The sequence below is a fragment of the Sphingomonas sp. Leaf407 genome (genome assembly GCF_001425385.1).
In the GTDB taxonomy this organism is placed as follows: Bacteria; Pseudomonadota; Alphaproteobacteria; order Sphingomonadales; family Sphingomonadaceae; genus Sphingomonas.
In genome coordinates, this window is the sequence record NZ_LMQO01000006.1 from 80295 (window position 1) to 107027 (window position 26733).

A 26733-nucleotide genomic window follows, 5' to 3' on the forward strand; every position below is an offset into this window, starting at 1 on the left:
GAGCGGCTCGAACGCGGCAACGGTGCGTGCGGTTCAGCCGCCCAGCGCGGCGATGGCGCGGGCCAGCTCGGCTTCGCGGAACGGCTTGGTCAGGCGCGGCAGGTCGGCGGGCAGCCCGTCGACCTCGGCATAGCCCGACACGATCAGAACGGCGACGCCCGGCATGCGGTCACGCACCGTCCGCGCCAGCCACGCGCCCGACGGGCCGGGCATCAAGTGATCGGTCACGACCAGATCGAACCGGCGGGTGTTGAGCACCCGCTCCGCCTCGGTCGCGCTGTCGACCTCGACCGTATCATAGCCAAGGTTCTGGAGCATGACGGCAGTGGTCATCCGCACCAGCGGTTCGTCGTCGACCACCAGCGCGCGGCCCCGGAATTGCAGCGGATCGGCATCCTCGCCACCGCTGTTCTCCACCACCGCCGCTGCGCTGACCGGCAACCACAGATCGATGCGCGTGCCGACCCCCGGCGCACTGACGATCGCCATCGTGCCGCCCAGTTGCAGCGCGAGGCCATGGACCATCGACAGGCCGAGCCCGGTGCCCTTGCCGATCCCCTTGGTCGAAAAGAACGGCTCGATCGCGCGGGCGGCGATGTCGGCGGTCATGCCGGTGCCGGTATCGATCACCGACAGGCGGACATAGCGCCCGGCGCTCACCCCCGCATCGCGCGCCTCGGCCGCGTCGGGCAGGTCGGCGGCGATGGTGATCCGCCCACCCTCCGGCATCGCGTCGCGCGCGTTCACGCACAGGTTCAAAACGGCCATTTCCAACTGGTTGGCATCGGCCAGCGCGGGCGGAAGATCGGCGGACACCATGGTGGTCAGCGCCGTCTGCGGCCCGATGGTGCTGCCGATCAGATCGGCCATCCCACCGATCAGCACCGACAGGTCGACGGCACCCCGTTGCAACGGTTGCCGCCGCGCGAACGCCAGCAGCCGCTGGACCAGCGTCCGCGCGCGCTCGGCCGATTGCAACGCGCCGTCGATCAGCCGCAGTTCGCGCGGCGACAGGCCGGCGCGCCGCTGGAGCAGGTCGAGGCTGCCGAGGATCGGGGTCAGCAGATTGTTGAAGTCGTGCGCGACGCCGCCGGTCAACTGGCCCATCGCCTCCATCTTCTGCGCCTGTCGCAGCGCGTCCTGCGCCTCGCGCAGGTCGGCCTCGGCGCGCAGCCGGTCGGTCACGTCGGTGACGAACTGGAACGCGCCGATCCGGTTGCCGGCATCGTCGTACAGCCGGTTGAACTTCATCTCATAGGCGCGACGGGCATGGCCGCGGTCGGTATCGCCGAACACCTCGATCGCGGTGAATTCCTCGCCCGCCAGCGCCCGGTCCCAGACCGATCGCACCAACGCCATCTGTTCGGGCTGATCGGCGATCAGCGCGAGCAGATTGTCTCCCACCCGCGGCCGCACGCCGAACACCCGCTCGAACTCGGTCACGCCGGCACCGTTGATCGCCAGCCAGCGATAGTCGAGGTCGAGGACGTTGACCGTCGCATCGGTCGTCTCGAGAATGCCGGCCAGAATGTTGCGTTCGGCGGTGCGTTCGGCGACGCGCGCTTCCAGCGTATGGTTCAGTTCGCGCAGATCGTTCAGCGCGGTCGTCAGTTCGGCCTGGCTGCGCTTCAACGCCGCGTCGGACAGCACGCGCGACGTCGTCTCGTTGGTAAAGATGAACAGCCCGGCAATCGCGCCGTCACGGTCAAGGATGCGCGAATAGGAAAAGCTCCACCACGTATCCGCCGCACCACGATCGGTATCGAGCTTCCATGGCACGTCGACATAGCGCGGGCTGGTTCCGGCATAGGCCGCCGCGATGATCGGCATCGCCTGTTCCAGCCCGTCGGCCCAGACCCGGTCGAACCGCTCGCCCATCGCCCAGTCGAGCCGTGGCCCCAACAGCGGAAAATAGGCTTCGTTGAAGAAGAAGGTAAGCTCCGGCCCCCAGCACAGGATCATCGATTCGGGCGAATTGACGACGAGGCTGAGCGCGCTGCACAGCGCGTCGGGCCAGGTTTCGGGCGGCCCCAGCACATGATCCGACCAGTCGCGCGCACGGATCATGTCGGCCGCGCGGCCACCGCCATTCAGGAACGGGGCGATCGTCACCGCCTTATACCACCGGTCCTGCCACCAGCCCCTCGGCCAGCGCACGCGGTATCCGCACCAGCGATCCGTGGCGGGCGCCCCCGGGCATCGTCAGCCGCGCGGTCACGTCGCGCCATTCGCGGAAGTCGCGCGTCGCCGCCGCGCCCCAATGACCGTCGCGATACACGTCCCAGTAACAGATCGTCTCCCCGCCCACCTGCGCGGTCATCGGTCCTTCGACCCACGACGGCGTGAAGGCTGCCCCAAGCGGCGCGAACGGCCCGGTCGGAGTGGCGGCACGCGCGACCTGCAGATATTTGCGCGGCGGCTGCACCGTCTCGTCCTTGACGATCAGGTGGAGGCTGCCGTCGTCCCCCCGCGCGAACGTCCCGTCGATCACGCTGAACCCCGGATCGTACAGCACCTTGGGCGGGCCGAACGTCACGAAATCGCGCGTCGTCACATACCATAGCCGGTGGTTGTAGCCCGATTCCGAACTGCCGTCGGTTTCGGGAAATCGTCCGCGCACCGTGCTCGACCAGAAGACGACATACACACGCCGCCGCGCGTCCCAGATCGCCTCGGGTGCCCAGCAGTTGCGGGTGCCCGCCACCCCGGCCATCACCGGCAACGCGCGCTGCGGCGTCCAGTGGCGCAGATCGCGGCTGGTGGCATGACCGATCGTCACCCCGTCCCATGCGGTGGTCCACAACAGGTGCCATGGCGCGCTCCGCCCCTCGCCCCGGAACAGGAACGGGTCGCGCATCAGCTTCGATTCGCCGACCATGGGTCTCAGGAAACTCCGCCCCCCGGCCAGTTCGCGAAAGGCGAAGCCGTCGTCGCTCAGCGCCAGCTTCAACCCCGCCGCCTCACCGCGTCCGGTACCGAAATAGGCGAACAGCAACGGATCGCCCTGCCGTGCCAAGGCAGAGGCACGCCCACCGATTAGGGGAAGCACCAGCCCGGCAAGCGTCGTCCGCCGATTGAGCATCATCGCCTTTGGCTCCCAGAGCGTTGATTCCATGGGTCGCTTGCCGCATGGGCGCGACGACTGCAACCATTGGCGCGATGATCGGCAATCGACGGTTGACGTATCCGGTATCCGCAGCGACGATCACCGCCGACCCGCTGCGAAAGAACCGTCCGTTGCTCAAGACCTCCGCTTCCCGCCTCGCGCTCGGCCTCCTGCTGCTGGCCGCGCCGCCAGCATTCGCCGATCCGATCCGCCAGACCAAGGGCGACTGGCAGGACAAGTTCCGCCAACTGGAGGGTGAGGACTGGCCGACGCCGACCGACTATCGTGGCGCATCGGGGGCGCCGGGCCATCGCTACTGGCAGCAGAAGGTCGATTACGACGTCCGCGTCGCGCTGAACGAAGCGACCAAGGTCGTGACCGGCAGCGAGACGATCCGCTATCGCAACAACTCGCCCGACGCGCTGCCCTATCTATGGCTGCTGCTCGACCAGAACGACTATAAGCGCAGTTCGATCGCGCAGATGAGCCAGACGGTGGCCGACGCCGCGACGATCAGCATCGGCGACATTAACCGCGCCAAACGGATGCAGGACTGGGAGGGCGGCTTCACCATCGCCGCCGTGCGCGGCCCCGACGGCCAGCCGCTGGCCCACCGCGTCACCGACAGCCTGCTGCGCATCGAACTGCCCGCACCGGTCGCGGGAAACGGCGGCGAAGTCACGATCAGCATCGACTGGTCGTTCCCGATGGCCGAACAGAAGGTCGTCGACGGCCGGTCGGGCTATGAATGTTTCACCGATCCCGGACAGGACGGCAACTGCATCTTCGAGGGCGCGCAGTGGTTCCCGCGCCTCGCGGTCTATTCGGATTACGAAGGCTGGCATAACAAGGCGTTTCTGGGCGCGGGCGAATTCACGCTCGAATTCGGCGACTATCGCGTCGCGCTGACCGTGCCCGGCGATCACATCGTCTCGGCGACTGGCGTGCTCCAGAACCCCGATCAGGTGCTGACCCCTGTGCAACGCCAGCGGCTGGAAACGGCGAAGACCGCGAGCAGCCCGACCTATATCGTCACCCCCGAGGAAGCGGTGGCCGCCGAGCGCAGCCGTGCTTCGGGCACCAGGACCTGGACCTTCGCCGCGCAGAACGTCCGCGATTTCGGCTGGGCATCGTCGCGCAAATTCGCATGGGACGCGATGGGCGTTCGGCAGGACTATGCCGCGAACCCGCATGTCATGGCGATGTCGTTCTACCCCAAGGAAGCACGTCCGTTGTGGGACGCCTATTCGACCAAGGCGATCGCCCACACCATCGACGTCTATGGGAAATTCGCCTTCCCCTACCCCTATCCCGTGGCGCAATCGGTCAACGGACCCGTAGGCGGCATGGAATATCCGATGATTACCTTCAACGGTCCCCGGCCGGTGAAGGACGCCAAGACCGGGGCGCTGACCTATACCGAACGCGCCAAGACCGGGCTGATCGGCGTGGTGATCCACGAGGTCGGCCACGACTGGTTCCCGATGATCGTCAACAGCGACGAACGCCAGTGGACGTGGATGGACGAGGGGCTGAACACCTTCCTCCAGTTCCAGGCCGAAAAGCTGTGGGACAAGGACTTCCCCTCGCGGCGGGGCGAGCCGAAGGACATCGCCGAATACATGCTGTCGGACAATCAGGTCCCGCTGATGACCCAGTCCGATTCGGTCCTGCAATTCGGTGCCAACGGCTATGGCAAGCCGGCGACCGCGCTCACCATCCTACGCGAGACGGTGCTGGGCCGCGACCTGTTCGACCGGGCGTTCCGCGAATATGCCAACCGCTGGCGGTTCAAGCGGCCGACGCCCTACGACTTCTTCCGCACAATGGAGGAAAGCTCAGGGGTAGATCTCGACTGGTTCTGGCGCGGCTGGTTCTATTCGACCGACCATGTCGATTTCGCGCTGACCAACGTCGTGCAGGGCCGTGTCGCCGGCGGCGACCTGCCGGCGACCGAGCGGCAACGCCGCGCGATCCGCGATGGCGACAATGTCTCGCTGACCGTTCAGCGCAACGCCGGGCAGCGCACCGTGACCGAGCGCGATCCGGCGACCCGCGACTTTTACGACCAGACCGACCGGCTGGCGGTCAGCCCGCAGCAGCGCCGCGATCTGGCCGAAAAGCTGCAAGGGCTTACCCCGCAGCAGCGCGCCGCTTTCGCCGTGACCGACAATTTCTATCGCTTCACCTTCCGCAACATCGGCGGGCTGGTGATGCCGGTGCCGCTGAAACTGACGTTCAGCGACGGATCGACCGAGATCGCCCGCATCCCCGCCGAGGTCTGGCGCTACGATCCCAAACAGGTGACGTGGCAATATGTGACGCCGAAGACCGTCACGGCGGCGGAGATCGACCCGCTGCTCGAAATCGCCGATGCCGACCGGTCGAACAACGCATGGCGCGGCGCCATCCGCCCGGTGGTGCTGGAGATCGAGGATATTGACGAGCTGGAAAACCGGATGAAGGACTTCGACGTGCAGGTGAAGCCGGGATCGGTGCGCACCTATCCGGCGGCGGCGAAGTGAGGCGTTGGGCGGCACTCGCGCTGGGGCTAGGGCTGGCGATCGTCGCTCCGGCGCAAGCGCATCGCGGGCATGATTCGCTCGCGGTGGTGACGCTTGCCGATGGCAGCGTCACCGTGTCGCACCGGTTCGAGGCGCATGACATCGAACCGGCACTGGCGAAGATCGCGCCGGCCGCGCAGACCAGCCTCGACGATCCGGCGGCGCTGGCGGCACTGGAAGCCTATGTGCTGCGGCGCTTCACGCTGACGATCGACGGCAAGCCGGTGGCGCTGACCCACGTCAAAACCGACCTGTCACACGCCGAGGTGCGGATCGAGTATCGCGGCCGTGCGCCGAAGCGGGCGAAGGTCGTCGCCGTCCGGTCGAGCGTGCTGAGCGACGTCTACCGCGCGCAGGTCAATCAGGTGAATGTGCGGCGCGGGACGGTGGTGAAATCGCTGACGCTGCGCGGCGGGGCCGCCGGCAGCGTCACGCTCGGCTGACCAGCGGCAGGGTGACGGTGGCGGCCAGTCCGCCGCCCGGTGCCTCGCCCAGCGTCAGCGCGCCGCCATAGAGCGTCGCCAGATCGCGAACGATCGTCAGGCCGAAGCCATGCCCGTCGCCGCGTTCGTCCAGCCGGATACCGGGATCGGTCGCACGGGCACGGTCGGTGGCGGGAATGCCGGGGCCGTCGTCGGTGACGGTCAGCGCCGCCATCGCTTCATCGCGTGCGGCCGATACCCGGACGATCGAGCGGGCATGGCGCGCGGCATTGTCGATCAGATTGCCCGCCAGTTCGTCGAGATCGGCGGCATCGACCGCGACGATCAGGTCGGGAACGGTGGCGTCGATGGCGACGGCCGATCCCCGGTGCAGCGCCTCGACCGCTGCCACCAGCCCTTCGATCGCCGGGCGCAGCGGCGTTGCGGCACGCCGGTCGACCATGCCGTCGCGCGCGCGGGCAAGGTGATGGCGGATGGTCGCATCAATCCGCGCCACCTGCGCGCCCCGCGGATCGCCGTGCAGGTCGAGCGCAAGCGTCGCCACCGGCGTCTTGAGCGCATGGGCGAGGTTTGCCGCCGAGCCTCGCGCGGTTGCCAGCGCGGCGGCATTGTCGCGGATCAGCGCGTTCAGTTCGATCGCCAGCGGGCGGAGTTCGTCGGGCTGGTTCTCGGGCACGCCCTCCGCCGCCCCCTGCCGAATCGCCGCCACCCGGTCGCGCAGCAGCCGCAACGGACGCAGGCCATAGCGAAGCTGCACCAGTGTCGCCGTCGCCAGCACGATCGCGACGATCATCAACGTCGCGATCAGCGGCAGCATCGCTAAGCGCAGCGGCGCATCGATCTGCCAACGCGGGACGGCCACCGCCACGCGGACCGGCCCGGCGGTGGTCGCGATCGTATCGGTCAGGCCATGGGCGCGCGTGCCATCGACCAATTCGGCCTCGAACGGCTGTATCCCCGGCTCGCGTCGTCCCGCCATCGGCGGATGCGGGCGCCCTCGTACCTGCCGCGCGATCCGGTCGACATCGCCGGGCAGGGTCCCGCTCCCGATCGTACCGGCCGGTGCGTCGATCCGCCACGCGGTATCGGCGGCGAAGGCACGCTCGACCGATGCCCGGTCGAGCAACGCCTGGTCGATCGTTCCGTCGGGCCGCACCACCGCTCCGGCCAGCCGCAGCTTGTCGCTTAGCCGCTCGTCGATGTTGCGCGTCACGAAATGTTCGAGCACCCCGCCGATCGCGAACCCGGCCACCGGCAGCGCGACCAATGTCGTCACCGCCGACAGCGCCAGCATCCGCCCGTGGATCGATCGCGGCAGTCTCATGCCCCGGCCGTCAGCCGATAGCCGCGTCCGCGCACCGTCTCGATCAGCGACGCGCCGATCTTCTTGCGCAACCGCCCGATGATGACCTCTAAGCTGTTCGAATCGACGTCGGCATCGCCTTCATAGACCCGCTCCATCAGGTCGAGCCGCTCGATTACCGCTTCCTTGGCGAGCATCAGCGCCGACAGGACACGATATTCGAGTGCGGTCAGCCGAAGCGGCAGCCCGTCGAGTTCGAACACCCCGGTCTGGCTCTCGAACGCGAGTGGTCCGCACGTCAGCCGGGTGGCGCCGTGCCCGGCGGCGCGGCGAACCAGCGCGCGCAGTCGCATCATCAGTTCCTCGATGCGGAACGGCTTGGTCAGGAAATCGTCGGCACCGGCCTTGAACCCGGCGACCTTGTCCGACCAGCCATCGCGCGCGGTCAGGATCAGCACCGGCAGGGTACGGCCGCCCTCGCGCCATGCGCGCAATACCTGTGTGCCCTCACGGTCGGGCAGGCCGAGGTCGAGCACCGCCACGTCGTAGCGTTCGGTATCGCCCAGATGCTGCGCGTCGATGCCGCTTGGCACCAGATCGACCGCGCATTGCTCCGCGCGCAGTGCCCGCTGGATCGCGGGGCCGAGATCGGGATCGTCTTCCACCAACAGGATACGCATGGGCCCTCCGCTACGCCGCCTGTCTAAACCCAATCTGAACCGCCGGGTTCAGCGGGGCGCGGGGACGACTCGGCTAGAGCGATGCCATCGCAGCATGAAGGAGCAGAAGACATGACGAAATTTCGTTTTCCGGGCGTCGGCAAGGTGGCGCTGGGCATGGGCCTCGGTCTGGCGATCGGTGCCGCCGGCGGCGCAGGTGCGGTGTCGCTGACCCGGCCGGGCGTCGAGATGGCACCGACCGTCGCGACGCCGGTCAACCGGCTGGCGACGACCGACGGCGTGGTGACGGTCAAGGGCCGGGTCGCCGAAGTCTATGGCGACCGGTTCGTGGTGCAGGATGCCACCGGCCGGGCGATGGTCGACGGCGGTCGCGACACCGCGCCGACCAAGGGACAGGTGGTGCAGGTACAGGGCCGCTTCGACAACGGACAGTTGCGCGCGTCCTACCTCGTCGATCCGGCAGGCAAGGTGACGGCGGTCGGCCCCGACCCGCGCCACGGCCCGCATGGCCCCGGGCGTGATGGTCCGCGTGGTCCCAAGGGTCCGGGTGGCCCGGGCGGTCCCGGCCCGGACGGTCGCGGTCCCGATCCGCGCCTGGCCGCTGGTGGTCCGGCGTGCGCGCCGGGTGCCGTCCCACCGCCGCCGCCGCCGGCCGTCGTTGCCGGGGTGACGCCGCCCGCCCCGGTCACCGCCCCCGCCGCGCCGGCACGGTGATGCACGAGGGGAAGGGTCCGCCCTTCCCCTTACTCCTCGGCGGGGATGAGTTCGATCACGTCGAGCGTCGATTCGAACCGCGGATAGGGCAGCACCAGCCGCCAGCGCCGCTCTCCGACCCGCTCCAGCCAGCCGACCATGTCGCGGTCGCGGTCCTGCCCATATTGCAGCGCCGCCCGCTCGTCGCCGAGCAGCAGCGTACCGAGGAACACGGTGCGGTCACCATCGGCAAACAACAGTCCCACCGGCCGCTGCGACCCGCTAAGCTTGTAGAAACTGCGCACCGATCCCTCATCGTCAATCCGGCAATCGAACGCCGGATAGGCGGTGAAGTCGCGTGACGCGGTGCCCACCCCACCCAGCTTGAACACCCGACAGCGGTAGCGACCAGCCGGAGCGTCCCCTGCCAGTCGCCGGTCGGGATCGAACAACACGCCCTGCGCCGCGACGCCGGCGGCATCGGCGGCACGGGCGCGGGGCAGCGCCGCCAGCCACGCATCGCGCCAGCGCCGCAACCGGTCGCGATCGTTCGGCGTCGCCACCCGCCGCCAGTCGTCGCGGACCGGGGGTGGCGGCGTGGCGGCGGCGGATGCGACCGGTGCCCCCCCGCCCCCGCAGGCCCCCAGCATCGCCCCGAGGCACAGGGCCGGAATCGTTGCGTAGCGCGTCATGCGATCGTCACGCCGCCGTCCAGCCGCCGTCGATCGACAAATTGGTGCCGGTGATCGCCTTTGCTTCGTCGCGGCAGAGATAGAGCGCGAGCGACGCGACCTGTTCGGCGGTGACGAATTCCTTGGTCGGTTGCGCCGCCAGCAGCACGTCGTTCATCACCTGCTCGCGGGTAAGGCCACGCGAGGCCATGGTGTCGGGGATCTGCTGTTCGACCAGCGGGGTCCAGACATAGCCGGGCGAGATGCAGTTGGCGGTAATGCCGCAGGTCGCGACTTCGAGCGCGACCGTCTTGGTCAGCCCAGCCAGCCCGTGCTTGGCGGTGACATAGGCCGATTTATTGGGGCTGGCGACAAGGCTGTGCGCCGACGCGGTATTGATGATCCGGCCCCAGCCCGCCTTCTTCATGTGCGGCACGGCGGCGCGGATCATGTGGAACGCCGACGACAGGTTGATCGCGAGGATCGTGTCCCATTTGTCGACGGGGAAATCCTCGATCTTCGCGACATGCTGGATACCGGCGTTGTTGACGATGATGTCGACCGATCCGAACTCCGCCGCTGCGTGATCGACCATCGCCGCGATCTGATCGGGCTTGGTCATGTCGGCCGCGTCGTAGCGCGCTTCCGCGCCGCTCGCCGCCGCCAGCGCGGTACGTTCCTTCTCGATCGCGTCGGCGTCACCGAAGCCGTTGATGACGACCGTCGCGCCCTCGGCGGCGAACGCCTTGGCATAGGCGAGGCCGATGCCCGAGGTGGAGCCGGTGACGATCGCGGTCTTGCCCTTCAGGAACATGAACTATCCTTGGCGCTTGTGGGGATTGGGGGTGAGGTCGAACGCGGCGGTCCGCCCGTCGACGATATTGGCGGCGACGACCTGCGCATTGGCCATCGTCTCGGCGATGGCGGCACGGCCGGCGGCCCAATGCTCCTCCATCGCCCGTGCCGAAAATTCATAGTCGCGCGCCCCGCCCTCCCACGCATTGGCGCGGTAGATCAGATGGACGAGGCTTAAGGGGTGTTCGTCGGCCAGCGCCTCCAGCGCGCGGACGTCGGCATCGTCGCGCAGGTCGGCGGGCAGGCGGGCGACCAGACGGCGGATCAGTTCGCGTTCCTGCCGCAGATGCAGCCGTTCGGCCGATACCTGCCGGGTGCGGCTGGAGAAGCGGATTTCCTTTTCGCGCGCCACCACGTCGCCGATCGTGCGCGGCATCGTGGCTTCGGCGGCGAACAGATCGACCTGGAACACCAGCATCGGATCGCGCTGATGGTCGAGGATATGGGTGAGCGGCGTATTGCTGACGAGGCCGCCGTCCCAATACCACCGCCCGTCGATCTCGACCGGGGGCAGCCCCGGCGGCAATGCCCCCGATGCCATGACATGGCGCGCGTCGAGCCGTTCGCGCGCGCTGTCGAAATACACGAAATTGCCGCTCTCAATATCCACCGCGCCGACCGACAGGCGCACCGGTCCATCGTTGACCAGATCCCAGTCGACCAGCGTGTCGAGCGTCTCGCGCAAGGGGGTCGTATCGTAATAGCTGAGCGCGGCGGGCGTGCCGGGCGGGGCGAACTGCGGCGCGAGCATGCGCGGGCGGAAGAAGCCCGGCACCCCGGTCGCCAACACCACGCCCGCCGACCATTCATGCACCCATTCGCGCACCTGGTCGTCGGGCAGGATCGGGAACCACGGCAGCACGCCCCCCGCCTGGTTCCAGAACTGTCGCAGGCGTTCGACACGGGCGGAGGGCGGATTGCCCGCGACGATCGCGGCATTGATCGCGCCGATCGAGATGCCGGCGACCCAGTCGATCTCGACGCCCGCCTCGCCCAGCCGCTCGATCACGCCGGCCTGATAGCTGCCGAGCGCGCCGCCACCCTGCAACACCAGTGCGACGCAGTCGGGAAGCGGCAGTCCGGGGAGTGCGGCGCGGCGCGGGCGGGGGTCGGCTTCGGCCATCGCGGGCACCTTGTGCGTTCTCGTGCAGGGGTTCAATGCCCGTACAACCGATTTCATCGGCGAGGGTTGCAACGCGCGTGCCCCTTCGCGCATTTCAATACGCAGCTTTAACGAACCGGACCGCCGCCCATGCGCCTCGACGATCTCGATCCATCCAGCAACGTCGACGATCTTGGCCGTGGCGGCGGCGGTCTTGGCGGGAGCGGCTTCAACCTGTTCGGCCTGTTGCCGCTGCTGCTCGGGCGCGGCCTTGGCTGCGGAACGATCGGCATCCTTGCGATCGTCGGGGTCGCGTTCCTGTTGTTCTCGGGCGGTGGCGGCATGCTGGGCGGCGGGAGCAGCGCTCCCACGCAGCAGCAGCAGGGGTCGGCGCAGGGCGACGTGCCGTGCGACACCGCCGAGGAACTGTTCGCCTGCCGCGTGCTCAAATCGACCGAGCAGGTATGGGGCGAAATCTATGCGCAGCAGGGGCAGACCTATGCGCCGCCGCGGTTGCGCTTCTATCAGGACAATGGCCGGTCGGGCTGCGGCGCGGCGCAATCGGCGATGGGGCCGTTCTATTGCCCGCCCGATCGCGGCGTGTACCTCGACACCGGCTTCTTCCGCGAATTGTCGCAGCGGTTCGGCGCGGGCGGCGACTTCGCACAGGCCTATGTCGTCGCGCACGAGGTCGGCCATCATATCCAGAATCTGACCGGACAGGCCGAAGCCGTCAGCCGCGCGCAACAGTCGCTGCCCAAGGCGCAGGGCAATGCCCAATCGGTCCGCCTCGAGCTTCAGGCCGATTGCTATGCCGGCGTCTGGGGCAAGCGCAGCGGGCGGATGGAGCCGGGCGATTTGGAGGAAGGGCTGAAGGCGGCCGAGGCGATCGGCGACGACACGCTGCAAGGTAGCAACGCTTCGCCCGAAAGCTTCACCCATGGCACGTCGGCCCAGCGGCGTAGCTGGCTGAACCGGGGCTATCAGACCGGCGATCCGGCGCAGTGCGACACCTTCTCGGGTGCGATCTGATGAGCGTTGCGTTCCGGCGGGAGGATGACGACGAGCATAAGGAACCGCGCTTCGAACTGCCGCTGCCTCCCGGCCCCAATCTCGTCACGCGGCGGGGACTGGCGGCGATGGCCGAGCAGGTCGCGCGGCTGGAGCATGACCTTGCGGCGGAAAGCAACGCCGAGCGGCAAACGGCGCTGAAACGCGACCTGCGCTACTGGCGGACGCGCCATTCGACCGCCGAGATCGCGCCGCCGCCGACCGACGAGGTCGCCTTCGGATCGCGCGTCACCTATCGGCTGAACGGTCAGCAAAAGACGATCGAGCTGGTCGGCAGCGACGAGGCCGATCCGGCGGCGGGGCGGGTTGCCTTCACCGCGCCGCTGGCGGTGGCGCTGACGGGCTTGATGGCGGGGGAAACCGCCGACTTCGCCGGGCGGGCCGATGCGATCGAGGTGATCGACAGCCAAGCGATCGAACCGTGATCCGCATCCTCGTCGATGCCGATGCCTGCCCGGTGAAGGACGAGGTGTACCGCGTGGCGCAGCGCCATGGCGCGGCGGTCAAGATCGTCAGCAACAGCGCGTTCCGCGTGCCGCCGCTGCCGTTCGTCGAACGGGTGATCGTGTCGGACGGGTTCGATGCCGCCGACGACTGGATCGCGGAGGCGGCCGACCGGCATTGTGTCGTCGTGACCGCCGACATCCTGCTCGCCGACCGGTGCCTGAAAGCCGGGGCGAGTGTCCTCGCGCCCAATGGCAAGCCGTTCACCGGCGCATCGATCGGCGGCGCCATCGCGACGCGGGCGATCATGGCCGATTTGCGCGCGGGCGGCGACCAGCTTGGTGGCCCGGCACCCTTCGCCAAGGCCGACCGCTCGCGTTTTCTGCAATCGCTCGATGCTGCCGTGGTGCGGCTTCAGCGGACCCTGTGAGGAGCCTGTCATGGCCGAGAAGTTCGAGCGTCACCGCCAGCCATGGCGGCCGGACGAGATCCAGAAACTGCATCAACTGGCCGGCAAGGGCATGGCGCTGAAGGCCATCGCCAAGGCGCTGACCCGCAGCGAGGAATCGGTCAGGGACCGGGCGAAGGACGACGGGTTGAAGATCGCGAAGCTGCGCTGACCTTCCCCGCCTTCCTGACAAGGAAGGGGTCGGTTTGAGGCAATCGCGACGTTCCCTCGCGGACCAACCCACCCCCAGCCCCTCCCTAGACAGGGAGGGGAGTATTCACATCTTCACCAGCATCTTGCCGCGGTTCTTGCCGGAGAACAGGCCGAGGAAGGCGTCGGGCATGGCGTCCAGCCCCTCGACCACGGTTTCCTCACGCTGGAACCGACCGTTCGCGACGATCTCGCCCATGCCCTGATGGAATTCGGCGATGCGCGACAGGAAGTCGCTGACGATGAAGCCGCGGATACGGACGCGTTGCGAGATGATCCGCATCAGATAGCGCAAGGCGACCGGTTCGGAGGCGTTGTAGCCGTCGATCATCCCGCAGACCGCGAAGCGCGCGTTCTGATTGGCATGGGCCAGCGCCGCGTCGAAATGATCGCCGCCGACATTGTCGAAATAGACGTCGATGCCATTGGGTGCAGCTTCGGCCAGTGCCTTCACCAGCGGCACGTCGTCCTTGTAATCGACCACCGAGTCGGCGCCGAGCGAGCGGACCCAGTCGACCTTGTCAGGCCCGCCGGCCGATCCGATGACGGTCATGCCCTTGGCCTTGGCAATCTGTACCACGCTCGATCCGACCGCGCCGGCGGCGGCGGAGACGAACACCGTGTCGCCAGCCTTGGCCTCGGCGACCGCCAGCAGGCCGAACCACGCGGTCATGCCGGGCATGCCGAGCGCGCCGAGATAGGCCTGCATCGGGATGTCACCGTCGGGCAGGCGTTGCGCCTGATCGACGGGAAGGATCGCTTCGTCGCGCCAGCCGGCCATGTGCTGGACGCGGGTGCCGACCGGCAGCGTGTCGGCGCGGCTCTCGATCACCTCGCCGACCGCGCCGCCGGTCATCGGTTCGTCGAGCACGAATGGCGGGACATAGCTTTTCGTGTCGTTCATCCGCCCGCGCATATAGGGATCGACCGACAGCCAGCGGTTGGCGATACGGACTTCGCCATCGGCAAGGTCGCGGTTGTCGAGGGCGCGCAACGCGAAATCGGCGTGGGTCGGCAGGCCCTTGGGGCGGTGGATCAGGTTCCAGGCTTGCGCCATCGTGAGCGTTCTTTCTTGAATCGCCGAACAAGCGAGGGGGCCCGGTTGCCCGGACCCCCTGCCCTGTTCAGCCGGTGTAGGACAGCCGATCAATAGGTGCCGGAGAAGCTGCGATTGAGGTTCGTATCGCTGCTGCCGGTCGCGCTGGTATCGGTGTTGCCGCCGATGCCGGTGCCGGCGGTGGTCGAGGTGCCGGCATTCAGCGCCTGACCGGTGGTCGCCGACGCGCCGTAGCGGTTGCGATCCGAATCATTGTCGCCGCTGCCGAACCGGTCGTTGCCGTAGCTGCGCTGCTGCGACTGGCCGCGATCGTTGAACAGCGCCTGGTTCTGCTCCTCGTCACGCCATGCGCTTTGCGCTTCAGCCTTGGTCTTGCGCAGCGTCACCTTGTCGTCGACAGTCTGGACCCAGCGCGACGGGATCGAGTGGTGGTGGCCACCGGCGTCGACATCGGTTTTGGTCAGGATGATACGATCGCCGCGCACCTTGTCGACGGTGCCGACATGCTCGCCGTCCGAGCCGACCACTTCCTGATGCTCCTGCACGCGGGTCAGGCTGTCGCGCTGGCCTTGGCGTTCGGTGCGGAAGGCACTGAACTCGTTCTGGAATTTGGTCGAGTTTTCCTGACGATATTCGTCATAGTCGCGGTCGAACGCGCTGACCTGCGTGTCGCGCCACGAGCGATAGGCGTGGTCGCTGTGACGTTCGTCATAGCGCGCCATCTGTTCGTCATAGCGCTGATCGCGTTCGCGGCGGCGCTCCGCCTCCTCATCGCCGAACCACGAGCGGACCTCGTCGCCAGCGCGGGCAAGGAAGCCACGGTCGTCGCTATCGTAATCCGGGCGTTCGTTGCGCTCGCGGCCGCGATACTCGTCCCGGTTGCGGTTGTCGTCGCGGTCGTTGGGGCGATAGTCGGCGAAACGATGGCCGTCGCTGGCGTAGCTGCCGCGATAATTGCCGCCCTGTGCCGGTCCGCGCGACTGGTCGCGGTTGCCATAACCGCGATCACCGCTCTGGCTGCGCTCGCTGCCATAGTTGCTGCCGTAGCGATCACCGCGTTCGTCCTGACGGCCGCCATAGTAATCGCGGCTCTGGCCATAGTTGTCGCGGCCACCGCGATCCTCACCCTGCCATGACGAACCGCCATATCCGTAGGAACCGCCACCGCCGCCGAAGGAACCACCGCCGCGGTCGTTGCGATCATCGCGGTTGTTCGAGCGATCTTCATTCCGGTAACGGCCGCCCTGCGACCGTTCGTCGTTACGGGTATAGCGATCGTACGCCATGGAGTATCTCCTGCACTTGCACGATATTGTTGCGGCGCAGCAGCCCGATGCTGCCGCGTCGTAACATCACAAAGGACGATGGCGGCGTTGGTTCCGGCGCACGGTGGCGCGTGCGACGAGATACATCGCGGTTGCGCCCTGTCGTTTTGGTCGGGAAATCGGTGCGGAAAATCCAACTGGGCCGTTGCATCGGTCTGTGGGGCCGGCTAAAGCGGCGGCCCCGGCCGATGGCCGGATAAGGGGCGGGGCTGTAGCTCAGATGGGAGAGCGCTGCAATCGCACTGCAGAGGTCAGGGGTTCGATTCCCCTCAGCTCCACCACCCCGCCGCCGATGCCTTTGAGCGGGATTCGCTCGGGATCGGGGTGGTTTTCGGGATAGCGTTGGTTTTCCGTGGGTTGCGGGTTGTTGTTCGTGCCGGGCGGCAGGATTGCGTGGTCCAAAGTTTACAAAGTTTACACTAACGGCGTGTTCGTGGCGGTGTTGCCTTTGCCCGGTCGTGGGGCTTTTCGCGCGGGTCGACGATGGGAAAGAACCGGCGGGTCTGGCCGCCGGCGGTTCGGGTATGGCGTGAACCTCGCGTGTAGGACAGCCGATGGCCGACGGCGCTTCGTCACCCCGGACCTGTTCCGGGGTCCACCGACCCGCAAAGGCATCGCCCGAACTTCGAGCGTCAGCGCTCGCCGCACGGTGGACCCCGGAACGGGTCCGGGGTGACGAGATGGGGGCGGTGCGATTCTATCTCGTGCGGCAATATGCAGGGATCGGTAGATATTGCCGGAGCATACGTCTTGCGCCCACCCCGGCCGGCTATCGCGGGCCGGATGACGAAGCACAAATCGCCCCCCGGGCGATTTGAGTCCTCCTCAGCACCTCGCTTGCGCGAGGCGAATGAAGCGGGGTCAATCGCCCCCCGGGCGATTGCCTCTCCGCTTCATTCCCACTCGATCGTGCCGGGCGGCTTGCTGGTGTAATCGTAGGTGACGCGGTTGATGCCCTTCACCTCGTTGATGATGCGGGTGGCAACGCGCGGCAGGAAGTCGCCGGGGAACTGGAACGCCTGCGCGGTCATGCCGTCGGTCGAGGTGACGGCACGCAGCGCCAGCACATTGTCGTATGTGCGCCCGTCGCCCATCACGCCGACGCTGCGCACCGGCAGCAGCACCGCGAACGCCTGCCAGATGGTGTCGTACAGCCCCGCCGCGCGGATCTCGTCGAGGTAGATCTGGTCGGCTTTCCGCAGGATGTCGCAGCGCTCGCGGGTCACTTCGCCGGGGATGCGGATGGCGAGGCCGGGTCCGGGGAACGGGTGGCGGCCGACGAAGATGTCGGGCAGGCCGAGTTCGCGGCCGAGCGCGCGGACCTCGTCCTTGAACAGCTCGCGCAGCGGTTCGACCAGCTTCATATTCATGCGCTCGGGCAGGCCGCCGACATTGTGGTGGCTCTTGATCGTGACCGATGGCCCGCCGGTGAAGCTGACGCTCTCGATCACGTCGGGGTAGAGCGTGCCTTGCGCGAGGAAGTCCGCGCCGCCGATCCTGTTCGCCTCCGCCTCGAACACGTCGATGAAGGTCTTGCCGATGAACTTGCGCTTGGCTTCGGGGTCGGTGACGCCCGCCAAGCCGTCCATGAACAGGTCCTGCGCGTCGACGTGGACGAGCGGGATGTTGTAATGGCCGCGGAACAGGCTGACGACCTGTTCGGCCTCACCCATGCGCAGGATGCCGCCGTCGACGAACACGCAGGTGAGCTGGTCGCCGATCGCCTCGTGCAGCAGCAGCGCCGCGACCGAGCTGTCGACGCCACCCGAGAGGCCGCAGATGACCTTGGCCGAGCCGACCTGTTCGCGGATTTCGGCGATCTTGAGGTCGCGGAACTCGGCCATCGTCCAGTCGCCCGACAGCCCGCAGACATGGCGCGCGAAATTGGCGATCAGCTTCGCGCCATCGGGGGTGTGGAACACCTCCGGGTGGAACTGCACGCCGTAATAGCGCCGGGCGTCGTCGGCGATGATCGCGAACGGCGCGCCGGGGCTGGTCGCGACGACGTGGAAGCCGGGCGCGATCGCCGCGACCTTGTCGCCGTGGCTCATCCACACCTGATGCCGCTCGCCCGTCGCCCACAGGCCGTCGAACAGGCCGCAGGTTTCGGCCACCTCGACATAGGCTTCGCCGAATTCGCCCGAATGGCCCTTCTCGACCTTGCCGCCGAGTTGCTCGGTCATGACCTGCTGGCCGTAGCAGATGCCGAGGACGGGCACGCCGGAGTCGAAGATCGCCTGCGGGGCGCGGGGGGAGCCTTCGTCACAGACCGAGGCGGGGCCGCCCGAGAGGATCACGCCCTTTGGCGCCATGCGGGCGAAGGCTTCGTCGGCCTTCTGGAACGGCACGATCTCGGAATAGACGCCGGCCTCGCGGACGCGACGGGCGATGAGCTGCGTCACCTGGCTGCCGAAGTCGACGATCAGGATGGAATCGGGGGTCTCTTGCATCGTGTCCCGATAGCAGAGCTTGGGGGGTGTGCCAGCCCTTTGGGTTTGGGTTTCACGCGAAGGCGCGAAGGAGAAGGAAGAAGGGTTTTTCGCGCAGAGGCGCAGAGGCGCAGAGAGGTTGCGATCAGGGCGAATGTCTCGCGATCGGGAGACGTTCCCGCTGTTGGCACGAGCTTGAAGGCCGCTGGCGCGGCGGAAGGGTTGCCGCGATCGCAACCCCTCCGCGCCTCTGCGCCTCTGCGCGAACAAACTCTCTTGTTTTTCTGCTTTCTTCGCGCCCTTCGCGCCTTCGCGTGAACCAGAACCCTTACTGCCCGATCGGCTTCACCTGCATGCCGGTCCATTTGGCGATGAATGCCCAGAGGTCGGCGGTTTCCTCGATCACCTTGTCGGTCGGCTTGCCCGAGCCGTGGCCGGCACGGGTTTCGATGCGGACGAGGTGCGGCTTGGGGCCGATGTCCTTCGATTGCAGCATCGCGGTGTATTTGAAGGTGTGGCCCGGCACCACGCGGTCGTCGGTATCGGCGGTGGTGGCGAGGATCGCGGGATAGGTCACGCCCGCCTTCACGTTGTGATAGGGCGAATAGGCCAGCAGGTTGCGGAAATCCGCCTCCTTGGCCGGCACGCCATAGTCATCGACCCAGTACCGCCCGGCGGTGAACCGGTCGAAGCGCAGCATGTCCATCACCCCCACCGCCGGGAGGGCGGCGGCGAACAGGTCCGGCCGCTGGTTGACGACCGCGCCGACCAGCAGGCCGCCGTTCGAGCCGCCCTGAATGGCGAGCTGGCCCTTGCCGGTTATCCCCTGCGCGATCAGGTCCTCGCCCGCGCCGATGAAGTCGTCGAACACATTCTGCTTGTTGAGCAGCTTGCCGCCGTCGTGCCACGCCTTGCCATATTCGCCGCCGCCGCGGATGTTGGCGACCGCGAGCACTCCGCCCTGCTCCAGCCACGCGATGCGGCCGGGCGAGAAGCCGGGGAGGACCGGGATGTTGAACCCGCCATAGGCATAGAGCAATGTCGGCGCGGGGCCGGTCACGTCCTTGGCGCGCACGATGAACATCGGGACCTTCGTCCCGTCCTTCGAGGTGTAGAAGCGCTGGCGCACGTCATATCGCGCCGGGTCGAACGCCGCCTTGGGTTGCGCCCATGGCGTCACCGCGCGGGTGGCGACGTCGTAGCGATAGATGGTCGTCGGCGTCGCGAAGCTGGAGAAAGCGAAGAAGCCTTCGTTGTCGTCGAGGTCGCCGCCCACCCCGCCGACCGTGCCGATGCCGGGCAAGGCGATCGTGCCGTCGGGCTTGCCGTCGAGGGTGAAGCGCCGCACCTCGGTCTTGGCGTCGACCAGATAGGTCGCGAACAGCCGCTGCCCGACGAGGTTCGCGCCGCCCAGCACCGCCTTGTCCTCGGCCACCACTTCGCGCGGGGTGGGTGTGGGCGACGTCAGGTCGATCGCGACGACGCGCAGGCGGGGTGCGCCCTGGGTGGTGGTGAAATAGAGCGTGTTACCCTTCGCCCCCGACAGGCCCCAGTCGACATCGTCGGTGTTGATAATCGTGCGCGGGCGATCGTTGGGCTTGGTCAGGTCGACCACGGCATATTCGGCGTGGTTGCCCGGACCATCGATGCCGATCACCAGCCAGCGGCCATCGTCGGTGACGCTGGGCGACAGCGTGTATTTCGGCTGGTCGGGGCGTTCATGGACCAGCCGGTCGGCGCTCTGCGGCGTGCCGAGCTTGTGGAAATACAGGCGGCTGTTGAGGTTCTGGCTCTGGAACTCCTGCCCCTTCTCCGGCGTCGGGAAGCGCGAATAATAGAAGCCCGATCCATCCTTGGCCCATGACGCGGTCAGGCCGTATTTCACCCAGTCGATCTGGTCGTCGAGGATGCGGCCGGTGTCGACGTCGAGGACGCGCAGCTTGCGCCAGTCGCTGCCGCCGTCCTGGATCGAATAGAGCAGCTTCTTGCCGTCCTTCGACGGCGACCATTCGGCAAGCGCGGTGGCGCCGTCCTTCGACCAGCCATTGGGATCGATCAGCACGCGGCCGGGACCGGTCAGGCTGTCGCGGACATAGAGGACCGACTGGTTCTGCAACCCCGAATTGCGGCTGTAGAAATAGCGGCCGCCTTCACGGTTCGGCACGCCGAAGCGTTCGTAATCGAACAGCGCGGTCAGCCGGCGCTTGAAGATGTCGCGGCCGGGCAGCGTGGACAGATAGGCGTCAGTCGCCTTGTTTTCCGCCGCGACCCATGCCGCCACCTGCGGATCGTTACGGACGTCGTTCTCCAGCCAGCGATAGGGATCGGCGACCTTCACGCCGAACTGTTCGTCGACCTGGGGCACGGTCCGCGTTTCGGGATAGGCGATGGTCTGGGCCACGGCGGCGGTGGTGCTCATCAGGCAGGCGATCGCGACAAGGGCATGACGGTACATTCGGGCTCCAGCGACGGAAACGGTGCCGGACCAGTATCCGGCGTTACCGGTGCAGGATACGCCATGGCGGCTTCGGTGCAAGGGGGAGGATACAGCATATCGTCAACGTGGCTTTGCGACGTGGTTGCAACGGCTTGTCCTTTTGGCCGACGTTGTCATTGGCGCTTGCCTGCCGGCGGCATCGCGCGCGATAGCGGACCGGCGATCGGCGCAACGGGTTGAGGAGCAGGCCATGGACTGGACCCCCACGGGACGGGTGCGCGAGGTGCCGGCCAGCGACGCGGCGGACTTCGCGACGACGCATGGCGCGGCGTACGAACCGGTGGTGCTGCGCGGCCTCGTCGCCGACTGGCCGCTGGTGCGGGCCGGGCGCGAGGGGGCACCGGCGGCGGCCGAACTGCTCGCGCGCTACGACCGGGGCGAACCGACGCATGTGATGCGCGCGCCGGCGGAAGTCGGCGGGCGGTTCTTCTATAACGATGCGCTGCGCGGGTTCAATTTCAAGGTCGAGCGCGCGCCGCTGTCGACGCTGATGGGCGAGCTGATCGCGCTGGCGGGCGAGGCGAGCCCGCCCGGCCTCTATGCCGGATCGGCACCGACCGCGCAGCACCTGCCGGGCTTTGCCGAGGCGCATCCGATGCCGCTGGCCCGTCCCGATGGGCCGCCGCGCATCTGGGTCGGCAACAAGACGCGGGTGGCGGCGCATTACGACGTGTCGGACAATGTCGCGGTGGTGGCGATGGGGCGGCGGCGCTTCACGCTGTTCCCGCCCGCTGCCACGCCCGACCTGTATGTCGGGCCGCTCGACGTGACGATCGCCGGGCAGCCGGTGAGCATGGTCGATCTGGCCGCCCCCGATCTCGAACGCTATCCGCGTTTCGCGCACGCGATGGAACAGGCGCTGAGCGTGGTGCTGGAGCCGGGCGACGCGATCTTCGTGCCGACCTTGTGGTGGCATGCGGTCGAGGCGCTCGATCCGGTCAACATCCTCGTCAACTACTGGTACAACCAGCCGCCCGCCGGATCGCCGTTCGCCGCGATGCTGCACGCGATGCTGGCGATCCGCGACCTGCCCGCGCCGCAGCGCGCGGCATGGGGGGTGTGGTTCGACCAGTATGTGTTCCGCGCCGATGCGGCGACCAGTGCCGACCATCTGCCGCCGCATGCGCAAGGGGTGGCGGGCCCGCCGTCGCCGGCACGGGAGCAGGCGATGCGGGCGTATCTGCGCCGGGCTTTGGGGTAGCGTGCGGTTGCGTCAGGCCGGAAACGACAGTCATGGCCGCATCGTCACCCCGGACCTGTTCCGGGGTCCACGGCGCGGCGATCGATGCCGCCCGAGGCACGATCGACAACGTAGGCGGCTGGGTGGACCCCGGAACAAGTCCGGGGTGACGACGGAGGGCGGCGCTTTCGATCCGGCCCCTACCCCCGCATCGGCGCGGTGCGGGCGACATGGTCGGCGTGGGGCGGCATGCGCTGCGCCAGATCGGCATAGGCGGCGACCATGCGCTCCATCGTCCCGGCGACCAGCGCCTCGTCGAGCGAGTCCGCCACCGCGTCATGGCCCGTCGGCCAGATGCCCTGCCCGAACATCACCGATACCCAGCTCGGCACCTCGAACAGGTCATGGTCGTAGCGCAGGATGCGGCCTTTCTCACGGAACAGCTCGATCTTGTGCGCCAGCGTGTCGGGGATGGGCATGTCACGGACATATTGCCAGAACGGCGTGTCGGCGCGCGTCGTCGCCTTGTAATGCAGGATGATGAAGTCGCGGATATAGTCGAACTGTTCGGACATCAGCCGGTTGTATTCGCGCCGCTCCACCTCGGCATGGGCGGTATCGGGGAACAGCCAGAACAGCTTGGAAATGCCGGTCTGGATCAGGTGGATCGAGGTCGATTCGAGCGGTTCGAGGAACCCGCCCGACAGGCCCAGCGCGACGACGTTCTTCTCCCACAGCTTTTCGCGCACCCCGGCCTTGAACGACAGCCGGCGCGGATCGGCGGTGGGGGCACCGTCGAGATTGGCGAGGAGGATTTCCTGCGCGCGATCGTCGGTGGTGAAGCCGCTGGAATAGACATGGCCGTTGCCGGTGCGGTGCTGGAGCGGGATGCGCCATTGCCAGCCCGCCTCGCGCGCGGTGGCGCGGGTATAGGGCAGCAGCGGATCGGTGCGCTGCGATGGCACCGCGATCGCCCGGTCGCACGGCAGCCAGTGCGACCAGTCGCGATAGCCCACCCCCAGCGTCTCACCCAACAGGAGCGAGCGGAAGCCCGAACAGTCGATGAAGAACTGCCCCGCGACCCGCCGGCCGTCGTCGAGGACGAGCGCGGTGACATGCCCGCTCTCGCCATCGCGCTCGACCGAGGCGATACGGCCCTCGACCCGGCGGACGCCCTGCCCCTCGGCGCGCTCGCGCAGGAATTTGGCATAGAGGCCGGCGTCGAAATGATAGGCGTAGGCGAGCTGCGACGCGGGGCTGCGCGGATCAGACACCGGGGCTGCGAAGCGATGCGCGGCGGCGGCCTGCGCCGACATCGAGAAACGCTCGAAATCGGCCATGCCGCCGGCGCGGCGGTGTTTCAGCCAGTGCTGGTGGAACGCCACCCCTTCGAAATCGCGGCCGATCGTGCCGAAGGGATGTAGATAGCGCTCCCCCACCCCGCCCCAGTTCACGAATTCGATGCCGAGCTTGAACGTCGCGCCGGTTTTGGCGACGAACTCCTTTTCGTCGATGCCGAGCAGACCGTTGAATTGCAGGATCGGCGGGATCGTCGCCTCGCCCACGCCGACGGTGCCGATCGCGTCGGATTCGACCAGCGTGATGCTGCGCCGCCCGTTGTTCAGGTAGCGCGAGGCCGCCGCCGCCGCCATCCAGCCGGCGGTGCCGCCACCGACGATCACCACCGATTCGATCGGCGCTGCCGCTTCGCTCATCCACGCTCTCCCAATGTGCGCGCGAGCCATAGCGGATAGGGTTCGGCGAGCGCCACCGCCTGTGTGCTGCGCTGCGCCTGCGCGGTGCGCGCGGCGGCGGTAACGGCGGGGTCGGCGGCGGCGAGGTGCGCGGGCGTGCCGGGGGGAATGCCGATGCCGGTCAGCAGTTGCGTCCACAGATCGCGGGGCAGGAAATCCTCCTCGACATGCGGCAGACGGGCGCGGCGGGCGAATTCGCGCAGCCGCAGCGCGAGCAACGGCGAGGGCCGACTGCGCAAGGGGTGGCCTTCGGGCAGGGCGACCAGATGCGCGGCGACGAAATCGCGTGCCGCATCGGCCGCCTGCCCCGCGCGGCGATTATATTCGGCACGTTCGAGCGGATGGATGTCACGCCCCGGCAGCAGTTCGACGAGCAGGTCGATCGCCTGCGCGGCGAGCGCGAGATTGGTGTGCCCCAGCGGCGGGAGCAGCGCGGCGGCATCGCCCAGCGCGACGATCCGTCCAGTCCACGGGTTCCGGCGTCGCCCGCTGGCGATTTCGGTGCCCTCGCCGCCGTGGCGCATCGTCACGCGGCGGGTGACGTCGCGGCCGGGCGAGATCAGGTGGAGCGCGGTGTCGTCCAGCGTGACATGATCGGCGAGCGACAGCGCCGGATCGGCATGGGCGATGGCGACGCGGTCGATCGGCAGCTCGGCCGACCAGTCGATCCAGTCGTCGCCGCGCCGCCCGGTCGCATCGATCACCAGATCGGCGTCGACCGCGTCGGGCACGGTATCGCCCGGCGCCTCGATCACGACACCGAGGTGGCGGGCAAGCGACGCCAGATGGCGGCGATAGGCTTCGGGTGCCCAGCGCAGGCCATGGTCGATGTCGCTGAGCGGCGAGGCGGGATCGTCGGCGGCAGGCGCGAAGCGTTCGGCCAGCGCCAGCGCGACGGCGGGGCCGCTGGGGCCGGTCGCGCCCGTCGTATCGCGGCCGGTCCAGCCGTGCGCGGCGGGATCGGCGACCGCGCCGTGGCCGATCCACCAGTCGCGGCCGTCTGAACGCCAGCCACCATCATGGCGCGTGGCGAGGCGGTGGCTGGCCCCGGCGCGGGCGAGCAGCCCGGCTTCGTCGATGCCGATCCGGTCGTGCAGCCGGGCGAGCGACGGCAGCGCGCCGTGCGCCCGATCGGCCATGGCGTGCGGCGGGACCGGCGTGGGCAGCAGGCGGACGCGCGCGACGGGCAGCGTGCGGGCGAGCGCGCAGGCGGCGAGCAGCGCGACCTGTCCGCCGCCGACCACCGCGATCGTGGCGGGCGGGGTGCGGCGGTTCATGGTCGCCGACCCAGCGCGTGGGCGTGGCCGGGCATCGCCGCGACGCTTGCAGCGATCTCGCCCTGCAAACCCTGCAACGCCCGCGCCAGCGCGGCATCGGGTGGGATGTCAGCGCGCGGGTCGTAGCCCGCCGGGATCACCCCCTGCCCCAGATAGACCGCGATCCAGCTCGGCTCAAAGAACAGCCCCTCGCCATAGCGTTCGACCCGCCCGGTCGCGCGCCACAGGTCGAGCTTGGCTGCAAGCGTATCGGGCACCTCCATGGTGCGGACATGGTTCCAGAACGACGAATCGCTGCGGCGGGTGGCGTGATAATGGAGGATCAGGAAGTCGCGGATGCGATCATATTCCATGTCGACCAGCCGATTGAATTCGGCGCGGTCGGCATCGTCGCCGCCATCGACCGGGAACAGCTCGATCAGCCGGGCGATCGCCATCTGGACGAGGTAGATCGAGGTCGATTCGAGCGGTTCGAGAAAGCCCGAGGCGAGACCGACCGCGACGACGTTGCCGACCCAGCTTCGCGCGCGTCGCCCCGCCTTGAACCGCAGCACGCGCGGGTCGGCGAGCGGCGGCCCCTCGATCGCGCCGAGCAGCGCGGCGGTGGCGGCATCCTCATCGAGATGCGCGGAAGAAAAGACATAGCCGTTGCCGACCCGGCTGGTCAGCGGGATGCGCCAGCGCCAGCCCGCCGCCATCGCGGTGGCGCGGGTATAGGGCTCGATCTCGCCCGGCGGCGAGGCGCAGGGAACCGCGACGGCGCGGTCGCACGGCAGCCAGTGCGACCAGTCCTCCCACGCCTCCCCCATCGTCTGCCCCAGCAGCAGGCTGCGGAACCCCGAACAGTCGATGAACAGGTCGCCGTGTATCGCTTCGCCACTGTCGAGGTGGAGCGTGGTGACGTTGCCGCTGGCGGAATCGCGATCGACCGAGACGACTTTCGCCTCGGTCCGCTCGACACCCAAAGGTTCGGCGAAGGCGCGCAGGAACGGGCCGAACTTCGTCGCGTCGAACTGATAGGCATAGCCATAGCTGGCAGCGAGCGAGAGATCGTCGTCGCGCGGGACCGCGAAGCGGCACGACTCCGCCGCCGCGACACCCAGCGAATAGGCGCCGATCGGGGTGTTGCGGCCGTCAGCGGCGGCGCGCAGCCAGAAATGGTGGAAGCCGACTCCGGCGAGATCGCGGCCGAACGTGCCGAAGGGATGGACGTAGCGATCGCCGAGCGCGCCGAAATCCTCGAACGCGATGCCGAGCTTATAGGTCGCATCGGTCGCGGCCATGAACGCGCCCTCGTCGATGCCGAGGCGGGTGACGAACTGGCGGATGTGCGGCAGCGTCGCCTCGCCCACGCCGACGATACCGATCTCGGCCGATTCGATCAGGCGGACACGCACGGCCCCGCCCAGATGGCGCGCCAGCGCGGCGGCCACCATCCATCCGGCGGTGCCCCCGCCGACAATCACGACTTCGATCAGTGCCTTGTCCACGTCTCTCTCCGGCGGCAGGTTGTGGCAAAAAGACAACGCTGACAACAATCATCCGTAATAACGAAAGCAAATTGGGTTTGGCCGATTGTCTGACGGTGTCAGAAAGCATAAGCAGACCGTCACGCGACGCCCGG

22 protein-coding genes and 1 tRNA gene are annotated in these 26733 nt (G+C 68.0%); 9 read left to right on the plus strand and 14 right to left on the minus strand.

All coding sequences use genetic code 11. The annotated features are described in order from the left end of the window. Window positions 1-33 precede the first annotated feature (33 nt). The gene (locus tag ASG37_RS16000) at window positions 34-2157 is read right to left on the minus strand and encodes an ATP-binding protein (protein ID WP_055762698.1); all 2124 of its coding nucleotides are present in this window, start codon (window positions 2155-2157) and stop codon (window positions 34-36) included. Further along, on the minus strand, window positions 2117-3115 hold the full coding sequence (locus ASG37_RS16005) for a glycoside hydrolase family 43 protein (RefSeq protein WP_235525280.1): 999 nt from the start codon (window positions 3113-3115) through the stop codon (window positions 2117-2119). Before ASG37_RS16005 ends, ASG37_RS16000 begins: the two co-directional genes overlap by 41 nt. A gap of 44 nt (window positions 3116-3159) precedes the next feature. On the opposite strand from ASG37_RS16005, the gene ASG37_RS16010 reads away from it, so the two are divergent. Both ASG37_RS16010 and ASG37_RS16015 read left to right on the plus strand, forming a co-directional pair. Continuing rightward, on the plus strand, window positions 3160-5631 hold the full coding sequence (locus tag ASG37_RS16010; protein WP_156349254.1) for a M1 family metallopeptidase: 2472 nt from the start codon (window positions 3160-3162) through the stop codon (window positions 5629-5631). Continuing rightward, window positions 5628-6113, plus strand: a complete 486-nt coding sequence (locus ASG37_RS16015) for a DUF6702 family protein (protein ID WP_055762701.1) — start codon at window positions 5628-5630, stop codon at window positions 6111-6113. Before ASG37_RS16010 ends, ASG37_RS16015 begins: the two co-directional genes overlap by 4 nt. On the opposite strand, the gene ASG37_RS16020 is transcribed toward ASG37_RS16015, so the two are convergent. After that, on the minus strand, window positions 6100-7437 hold the full coding sequence (locus ASG37_RS16020) for a sensor histidine kinase (RefSeq protein ID WP_055762704.1): 1338 nt from the start codon (window positions 7435-7437) through the stop codon (window positions 6100-6102). The genes ASG37_RS16015 and ASG37_RS16020 overlap by 14 nt on opposite strands. Then, complete coding sequence (locus ASG37_RS16025; protein WP_055762707.1) at window positions 7434-8096, minus strand: response regulator transcription factor; 663 nt, start codon at window positions 8094-8096, stop codon at window positions 7434-7436. Before ASG37_RS16025 ends, ASG37_RS16020 begins: the two co-directional genes overlap by 4 nt. Before the next feature lie 111 nt (window positions 8097-8207). Between ASG37_RS16025 and ASG37_RS17940 the strand changes: the two genes are divergently transcribed. Next, on the plus strand, window positions 8208-8810 hold the full coding sequence (locus ASG37_RS17940) for a hypothetical protein (protein WP_055762710.1): 603 nt from the start codon (window positions 8208-8210) through the stop codon (window positions 8808-8810). 29 nt (window positions 8811-8839) lie between these two features. Here the strand turns inward: ASG37_RS17940 and ASG37_RS16035 are convergent, their stop codons facing one another. From ASG37_RS16035 to ASG37_RS16045, 3 genes are read right to left on the minus strand one after another with little or no spacing between them, the layout of a single operon-like run. Then, window positions 8840-9481: a DUF4893 domain-containing protein gene (locus ASG37_RS16035; protein ID WP_235525285.1), complete on the minus strand. Its 642-nt coding sequence runs from the start codon at window positions 9479-9481 to the stop codon at window positions 8840-8842. Between the two features lie 7 nt (window positions 9482-9488). After that, the gene (locus ASG37_RS16040) at window positions 9489-10274 is read right to left on the minus strand and encodes a 3-hydroxybutyrate dehydrogenase (RefSeq protein ID WP_055762714.1); all 786 of its coding nucleotides are present in this window, start codon (window positions 10272-10274) and stop codon (window positions 9489-9491) included. Window positions 10275-10277: 3 nt separating this feature from the next. Further along, window positions 10278-11438 (minus strand): patatin-like phospholipase family protein, encoded by a 1161-nt coding sequence (locus tag ASG37_RS16045; RefSeq protein WP_055762717.1) that lies wholly within the window; start codon window positions 11436-11438, stop codon window positions 10278-10280. A gap of 129 nt (window positions 11439-11567) precedes the next feature. Here ASG37_RS16045 and ASG37_RS16050 point away from each other — a divergent pair, with 129 nt between their 5' ends. The 4 genes from ASG37_RS16050 to ASG37_RS16065 are packed head-to-tail and all read left to right on the plus strand — an operon-like array spanning window position 11568 to window position 13552. Beyond that, entirely contained in the window at window positions 11568-12449 is an 882-nt protein-coding gene (locus tag ASG37_RS16050; RefSeq protein ID WP_055762721.1) for a neutral zinc metallopeptidase, read from the plus strand. Beyond that, on the plus strand, window positions 12449-12913 hold the full coding sequence (locus ASG37_RS16055) for a GreA/GreB family elongation factor (protein ID WP_055762723.1): 465 nt from the start codon (window positions 12449-12451) through the stop codon (window positions 12911-12913). The genes ASG37_RS16050 and ASG37_RS16055 overlap by 1 nt, the downstream gene beginning before the upstream one ends. Next, window positions 12913-13362, plus strand: a complete 450-nt coding sequence (locus ASG37_RS16060) for a YaiI/YqxD family protein (protein WP_082448589.1) — start codon at window positions 12913-12915, stop codon at window positions 13360-13362. Before ASG37_RS16055 ends, ASG37_RS16060 begins: the two co-directional genes overlap by 1 nt. A 10-nt stretch (window positions 13363-13372) precedes the next feature. After that, the gene (locus tag ASG37_RS16065) at window positions 13373-13552 is read left to right on the plus strand and encodes a phage terminase small subunit-related protein (RefSeq protein WP_055762730.1); all 180 of its coding nucleotides are present in this window, start codon (window positions 13373-13375) and stop codon (window positions 13550-13552) included. 105 nt (window positions 13553-13657) lie between these two features. Here the strand turns inward: ASG37_RS16065 and ASG37_RS16070 are convergent, their stop codons facing one another. Together ASG37_RS16070 and ASG37_RS16075 are read right to left on the minus strand one after the other, a co-directional pair. Beyond that, window positions 13658-14647 carry an NADP-dependent oxidoreductase gene (locus ASG37_RS16070; protein ID WP_082448577.1) on the minus strand — a complete coding sequence of 330 codons (990 nt, stop codon included), beginning with the start codon at window positions 14645-14647 and terminating at the stop codon, window positions 13658-13660. Window positions 14648-14736: 89 nt separating this feature from the next. Beyond that, entirely contained in the window at window positions 14737-15933 is a 1197-nt protein-coding gene (locus ASG37_RS16075; RefSeq protein WP_055762733.1) for a DUF2171 domain-containing protein, read from the minus strand. Window positions 15934-16177: 244 nt separating this feature from the next. Between ASG37_RS16075 and ASG37_RS16080 the strand changes: the two genes are divergently transcribed. Then, window positions 16178-16253 (plus strand) — tRNA-Ala (locus ASG37_RS16080). Between the two features lie 612 nt (window positions 16254-16865). Here the strand turns inward: ASG37_RS16080 and guaA are convergent. After that, a complete protein-coding gene (guaA, locus tag ASG37_RS16085) occupies window positions 16866-18422 on the minus strand; it encodes a glutamine-hydrolyzing GMP synthase (protein WP_055762736.1) in 1557 nt (518 codons plus the stop codon). A 307-nt stretch (window positions 18423-18729) separates the two neighbouring features. Then, the gene (locus ASG37_RS16090) at window positions 18730-20856 is read right to left on the minus strand and encodes a prolyl oligopeptidase family serine peptidase (protein ID WP_055762739.1); all 2127 of its coding nucleotides are present in this window, start codon (window positions 20854-20856) and stop codon (window positions 18730-18732) included. A 232-nt stretch (window positions 20857-21088) separates the two neighbouring features. Here ASG37_RS16090 and ASG37_RS16095 point away from each other — a divergent pair, with 232 nt between their 5' ends. After that, on the plus strand, window positions 21089-22099 hold the full coding sequence (locus ASG37_RS16095) for a cupin-like domain-containing protein (RefSeq protein ID WP_055762741.1): 1011 nt from the start codon (window positions 21089-21091) through the stop codon (window positions 22097-22099). 179 nt (window positions 22100-22278) lie between these two features. Here the strand turns inward: ASG37_RS16095 and ASG37_RS16100 are convergent, their stop codons facing one another. The 3 genes from ASG37_RS16100 to ASG37_RS16110 are packed head-to-tail and all read right to left on the minus strand — an operon-like array spanning window position 22279 to window position 26599. Continuing rightward, window positions 22279-23793 (minus strand): tryptophan halogenase family protein, encoded by a 1515-nt coding sequence (locus ASG37_RS16100; protein ID WP_055762744.1) that lies wholly within the window; start codon window positions 23791-23793, stop codon window positions 22279-22281. Further along, complete coding sequence (locus ASG37_RS16105) at window positions 23790-25109, minus strand: tryptophan 7-halogenase (RefSeq protein WP_055762748.1); 1320 nt, start codon at window positions 25107-25109, stop codon at window positions 23790-23792. Before ASG37_RS16105 ends, ASG37_RS16100 begins: the two co-directional genes overlap by 4 nt. Continuing rightward, a complete protein-coding gene (locus tag ASG37_RS16110; protein WP_268795751.1) occupies window positions 25106-26599 on the minus strand; it encodes a tryptophan halogenase family protein in 1494 nt (497 codons plus the stop codon). The genes ASG37_RS16105 and ASG37_RS16110 overlap by 4 nt, the downstream gene beginning before the upstream one ends. Window positions 26600-26733: the final 134 nt, after the last annotated feature.

Excerpts from the sequence above, each read along its gene's own strand:
- ASG37_RS16005 (WP_235525280.1), bottom strand. The coding sequence starts at position 3,115 with ATGGAATCAACGCTCTGGGAGCCAAAGGCGATGATGCTCAATCGGCGG.
- ASG37_RS16010 (WP_156349254.1), top strand. The coding sequence starts at position 3,160 with ATGATCGGCAATCGACGGTTGACGTATCCGGTATCCGCAGCGACGATC.
- ASG37_RS16020 (WP_055762704.1), bottom strand. The coding sequence starts at position 7,437 with ATGAGACTGCCGCGATCGATCCACGGGCGGATGCTGGCGCTGTCGGCG.
- ASG37_RS16025 (WP_055762707.1), bottom strand. The coding sequence starts at position 8,096 with ATGCGTATCCTGTTGGTGGAAGACGATCCCGATCTCGGCCCCGCGATC.
- ASG37_RS17940 (WP_055762710.1), top strand. The coding sequence starts at position 8,208 with ATGACGAAATTTCGTTTTCCGGGCGTCGGCAAGGTGGCGCTGGGCATG.
- ASG37_RS16035 (WP_235525285.1), bottom strand. The coding sequence starts at position 9,481 with ATGACGCGCTACGCAACGATTCCGGCCCTGTGCCTCGGGGCGATGCTG.
- ASG37_RS16040 (WP_055762714.1), bottom strand. The coding sequence starts at position 10,274 with ATGTTCCTGAAGGGCAAGACCGCGATCGTCACCGGCTCCACCTCGGGC.
- ASG37_RS16045 (WP_055762717.1), bottom strand. The coding sequence starts at position 11,438 with ATGGCCGAAGCCGACCCCCGCCCGCGCCGCGCCGCACTCCCCGGACTG.
- ASG37_RS16050 (WP_055762721.1), top strand. The coding sequence starts at position 11,568 with ATGCGCCTCGACGATCTCGATCCATCCAGCAACGTCGACGATCTTGGC.
- ASG37_RS16055 (WP_055762723.1), top strand. The coding sequence starts at position 12,449 with ATGAGCGTTGCGTTCCGGCGGGAGGATGACGACGAGCATAAGGAACCG.
- ASG37_RS16065 (WP_055762730.1), top strand. The coding sequence starts at position 13,373 with ATGGCCGAGAAGTTCGAGCGTCACCGCCAGCCATGGCGGCCGGACGAG.
- ASG37_RS16070 (WP_082448577.1), bottom strand. The coding sequence starts at position 14,647 with ATGGCGCAAGCCTGGAACCTGATCCACCGCCCCAAGGGCCTGCCGACC.
- ASG37_RS16075 (WP_055762733.1), bottom strand. The coding sequence starts at position 15,933 with ATGGCGTACGATCGCTATACCCGTAACGACGAACGGTCGCAGGGCGGC.
- guaA (WP_055762736.1), bottom strand. The coding sequence starts at position 18,422 with ATGCAAGAGACCCCCGATTCCATCCTGATCGTCGACTTCGGCAGCCAG.
- ASG37_RS16090 (WP_055762739.1), bottom strand. The coding sequence starts at position 20,856 with ATGTACCGTCATGCCCTTGTCGCGATCGCCTGCCTGATGAGCACCACC.
- ASG37_RS16095 (WP_055762741.1), top strand. The coding sequence starts at position 21,089 with ATGGACTGGACCCCCACGGGACGGGTGCGCGAGGTGCCGGCCAGCGAC.
- ASG37_RS16100 (WP_055762744.1), bottom strand. The coding sequence starts at position 23,793 with ATGAGCGAAGCGGCAGCGCCGATCGAATCGGTGGTGATCGTCGGTGGC.
- ASG37_RS16105 (WP_055762748.1), bottom strand. The coding sequence starts at position 25,109 with ATGAACCGCCGCACCCCGCCCGCCACGATCGCGGTGGTCGGCGGCGGA.